Origin of the sequence: Micromonospora tarensis (genome assembly GCF_016803395.1) — a bacterium.
Lineage (GTDB): Bacteria > Actinomycetota > Actinomycetes > Mycobacteriales > Micromonosporaceae > Micromonospora > Micromonospora tarensis.
In genome coordinates this window covers 1-4408 of sequence record NZ_JAEVHL010000373.1, presented here as the reverse complement: position 1 = coordinate 4408, position 4408 = coordinate 1, and the positions used below count along the sequence as shown (strand labels likewise).

General features: G+C 69.9%; 2 protein-coding genes and 2 pseudogenes. 2 read left to right on the top strand and 2 right to left on the bottom strand.

Features of this window, described 5'->3' with window-relative positions; genetic code table 11:
* Positions 1-347: 347 nt before the first annotated feature.
* A complete protein-coding gene (locus JM949_RS34070; protein WP_203152128.1) occupies positions 348-1034 on the top strand; it encodes a DUF4191 domain-containing protein in 687 nt (228 codons plus the stop codon).
* A 303-nt stretch (positions 1035-1337) separates the two neighbouring features.
* Here JM949_RS34070 and JM949_RS34065 read toward each other — a convergent pair whose 3' ends face one another.
* On the bottom strand, positions 1338-1736 hold the full coding sequence (locus tag JM949_RS34065; RefSeq protein WP_309232445.1) for an RDD family protein: 399 nt from the start codon (positions 1734-1736) through the stop codon (positions 1338-1340).
* Between the two features lie 262 nt (positions 1737-1998).
* Here JM949_RS34065 and glnA point away from each other — a divergent pair.
* Positions 1999-3422: pseudogene (gene glnA / locus JM949_RS34060) on the top strand (type I glutamate--ammonia ligase).
* Between the two features lie 186 nt (positions 3423-3608).
* Here the strand turns inward: glnA and JM949_RS34055 are convergent.
* Positions 3609-4292 (bottom strand): annotated as a pseudogene (locus JM949_RS34055) (polyprenol phosphomannose-dependent alpha 1,6 mannosyltransferase MptB); the annotation flags it as partial.
* Positions 4293-4408: the final 116 nt, after the last annotated feature.

Below are 4408 nucleotides of genomic sequence, written 5' to 3'. Positions count from 1 at the left end.
CTGGCGCTCGGCTGAGCCAACCGCGGCTGCCGGGGCGCGGCAGCGACCGGGCGAGGTCGGTCCGCGGCCACCTCGGCGGCGCAGCTCGGCGGCGTGGGTACGGTGCAGGGTGAGCAGGAAGTCTGCGTCGTTGCCGAACATGTCGGGCTCCTTCGTCGCGTCGTCGTCTTCTGCTGATGACTCTTCGCGCGAAGGCCCCGACCGGGCATGGGGACAGCGCCTCATCTTCCCCGGCGGCACCCTCCTTACCCGCCCCGGCCGAATGGCCGTGGCGACGTAAGGTACTCAGCCGGCCAGCACCCGGACGCGGATCAACGGGGCGGACGGCGACCACTAGACTCTGCGACATGGCAAAGCCCCAGGAGAAGGTCTCGTTCGGCCAACGGCTGAAGCAGATCGGGATGGTGTTTCAGTTCACCGCCAAGCAGGACCGGTGGTTCGCGCCGCTGCTCGCCGCCGCGGTGCTCATCCCGCTCGCCCTCACCGTGGTCGCGGTCATCCTCTGGAGCTGGATCTGGCTGCCGCTGGGCATCCTGTTCACCCTGCTCGCGGTGCTGATCGTGCTCAACCTGCGGTCCAACAAGGCGATGATGAACGCCGCCGAGGGGCAGCCCGGCGCGGCGGCGCAGATCATGGAGAACATGCGTGGCGACTGGCGGGTCACCCCGGCGGTCAGCTCGACCACCCAGATGGACATGGTCCACCTGGTGATCGGCCGCCCGGGCGTGATCCTGCTGGCCGAGGGCAACCCGCAGCGGGTGCGCGGCCTGCTCGGTCAGGAGAAGCGGCGGCTCTCCAAGGTGATCGGCTCCGCTCCCCTGCACGACTACGTGATCGGGCAGGAAGAGGGCGAGCTGCCGATCCGCAAGCTCCGCACGACGCTGCTGCGCCTGCCCCGCGCGCTCTCCGGCAAGGACGTCAACTCGCTGGACAAGCGGCTCAAGGCGCTCACCGCCCGGCCGCAGATGCCCAAGGGCGCGATCCCGAAGAACATGCGGCCGCCGGGCGCGTTCCGCCAGTCGCGGGGCCGCTGACCCCCAAGGTGTACGCGGAAGGAGCCGGACCCGCGCGGTCCGGCTCTTCGCGTACACCCTCATCGCACCCGACCCCCGACCCGCAGGCCGCCTCCGGCCCCGGCCCAAGCCCCGGCCCCGGCCCGGGTCCCGGTCCCGGTCCCGGCCCAAGATCGCGCTTAATCCTTGATGTAGTGGCCTCGTGCGCGACGGATGCCACCAGATGCTGGATCGAGTGCGATCTTGCGGGCGGGACGCGGAAAGCGAGGGGCGCGGGAAGCGGGAGCGGGGCGCGGGGTCCGGGTCGGCCTTGAGTGGGTCGGTTCAGCCGCGGGGGGCGTCGACGATCACCGAGTCGGCGAGTTTGTCGTGCAGGCCGCGACGGTGCTCGTCCATGATCAGTGCGGGGACGACGAGAGCCAGCAGCAGGCCCCTGATCAGCCCGCGGAGCACCCCGATCCGGCCCCCGTCGTGCCAGTTCAGGCAGCGGACCTTGGTGATGTACATGCCCGGTGTCTGGGCGAACAGGCCGAGGAAGATGCCGTACTCCAGGACCAGCACCAGCACCGGCGCCCACCCGTCGCGTACCGGGTCGGCGAAGAAGTTGGACACCAGCAGGCAGAGCACCCAGTCGATGATCAGTGCGCCAAACCGCCGACCGAGGCTCGGCGGGGTGAAGGTGGGGTCGTTGGCCGGTGCTGCCAAAGCGTGCGGATTGGTCACAGCGGTCAAGGGTAATCCGCGCCGGGAGGAGGGCCGGTCAGGTGCCGTCACCACTGTGTGCCGATTCAGGCCAAAAGCATCAGATGTCATTACACTGGCACAGTCGGTACGGCCTCGTGGCGGGCCGGAGGCGCGACAGGAGCGTCGCTGACGCTCCGCGAGGGACGTAACACGGCAGAAACAAGGGAGACACGGCCGGGCAACCGCCTGGCCATAGCGTCGCCAGAAGCCTAGCCACCCCGTGGACGTGCCAGGAGGATGTGTGTTCGCCAATCCCGAGGAACTGCTGCGATACCTCAAGAACGAGGACGTGAAGTTCGTCGACGTTCGTTTCTGTGACCTGCCCGGCGTGATGCAGCACTTCAACCTGCCGGTCGAGTCCGTCAACGACGACCTCTTCACCGACGGCCTCGCGTTCGACGGTTCGTCGATCCGCGGTTTCCAGGCGATCCACGAGTCGGACATGCTCCTGCTCCCGGATGTCGCCACCGCGTTCATCGACCCGTTCCGCGCGCAGAAGACGCTCGCGCTCAACTTCTTCATCCACGACCCGTTCACCCGCGAGGCCTACACCCGCGACCCGCGTAACGTCGCCAAGAAGGCCGAGGCCTACCTGGCCGCCAGCGGCATCGCCGACACCGCCTACTTCGGCGCCGAGGCGGAGTTCTACATCTTCGACTCGATCCGCCACGAGACCTCGGCGCACCAGTCGTTCTACTACATCGACTCGATCGAGGGCGCCTGGAACACCGGCCGCGAGGAGCCGGGCGGCAACCGCGGCTACAAGACCGCCTACAAGGGCGGCTACTTCCCGGTGCCGCCGGTCGACCACTACGCCGACCTGCGCGACTCGATCGTGCGCCGACTGGTCGACGGCGGCTTCACCGTGGAGCGTTCGCACCACGAGGTGGGCACCGCCGGCCAGTCCGAGATCAACTACAAGTTCTCGACGCTGCTGCACGCCGCCGACCAGCTCCAGCTCTTCAAGTACATCGTGAAGAACGAGGCCTGGGCGAACGGCAAGACCGCCACCTTCATGCCCAAGCCGCTCTTCGGTGACAACGGCTCCGGCATGCACACCCACCAGAGCCTCTGGCTCAACGGCGAGCCGCTGTTCTACGACGAGACCGGCTACGCCGGCCTGTCCGACATGGCCCGCTGGTACATCGGCGGTCTGCTGCACCACGCCCCGTCGCTGCTGGCCTTCACCAACCCGACGGTCAACTCGTACCGTCGCCTGGTGCCGGGCTTCGAGGCGCCGGTCAACCTGGTCTACTCGCAGCGCAACCGCTCCGCCTGCACCCGCATCCCGGTGACCGGCAGCAACCCGAAGGCCAAGCGCGTCGAGTTCCGCGTCCCGGACCCGTCGGCCAACGTCTACCTCGCCTTCTCGGCCATGATGATGGCGGCCTGGACGGCATCAAGAGCAAGATCGAGCCGCCGACGCCGATCGACAAGGACCTCTACGACCTCCCGCCGGAGGAGTGGGGCGACGTCAAGCAGGTGCCGGGCTCGCTGTCGGCCGTGCTCGACTCGCTGGAGGCCGACCACGACTACCTGCTCGACGGTGGCGTCTTCACCCCCGACCTGATCTCCACCTGGGTCGACTGGAAGCGCGCCAACGAGGTCGACCCGGTTCGCCTGCGTCCGACCCCGCACGAGTTCGCCATGTACTTCGACTGCTGAGCAGTCCCCGCACCACCGGCCGGACTCATCCCGAGCTGGACGGCGCTCGCCGCGACGGCTGTCCTGGTCGCACTGGTGGGCCCCGCACGTCCGCTGCTCGCGCTCGCCGCCGCCGCTGCCGCCGCCGCTGCCTTCGAGATCGGGCTCGATTCAGGATGTAGTGGCCTCGGCGGTTCGGCGATGCCACTAGCACCAGGTTCCAGCACGATCGTGAGCATCGGACCGTGACCATCGACGCGGCGAGCGCTTCAGTCCGTTCTGCCGGACCCGAAGGAGCAGGAACAGGAGCAGCGCGGTCATCGCCACCGCGCCAGGGGCCTTGGCGAAACGGGCCAGGTTGGTGCCGTCGGGCAGGGCCAGGAAGGTCGCCGCCCCGGCCGGCAGCACGAACCAGGTGGTCCGGGTGGCGGTGAGCGCGAGCAGTGCCAGCGGCCAGCTCGCGTACCAGGGGTAGAAGACCGGGGACAGGACCACCGTGGCGGCCAGGGCCAGGCCGGCGCCGTGCAGCGCGACCCGGGCGCGGGCCTGGGCCGGCTCAGCCGAGGCCCGCCGGTCCCGCCAGGCCCTCTGCCACAGGACCAGCAGCACGATCGCGAGCAGCAGCAGCGCCACGGCCCGGACCACCGGCACCGCCCGCAGGTCCCGCCCGGCCAGCGCGCCGGCGTAGTCCACCACCAGCCCGACGGCGGTGGGCGGCGACGTCCACTGTTCGGAGTCCCCGCTGCGGGTCAGCCCGCCCACCCAGCCGAAGCCGAGACCGGACAGGGCCGAGGTGACCAGCAGCGCGGCCACCAGCCCGCCGGCCAGGCAGCCGCCGTCGCGCAGCAGCGCCCGTACGGTGTGCCGGCCGTGCACCACGGCGAGCGCGGCGAGCGACCAGCAGAGCGGGGTTGAGCAGGGCGGCGGCGGTGAGGAAGACCACCAACGCGACGGCCGCGCCGGTCCAGGCCGTCCGCACGCTCACCGCGCCGGTGACCAGTTCCCGA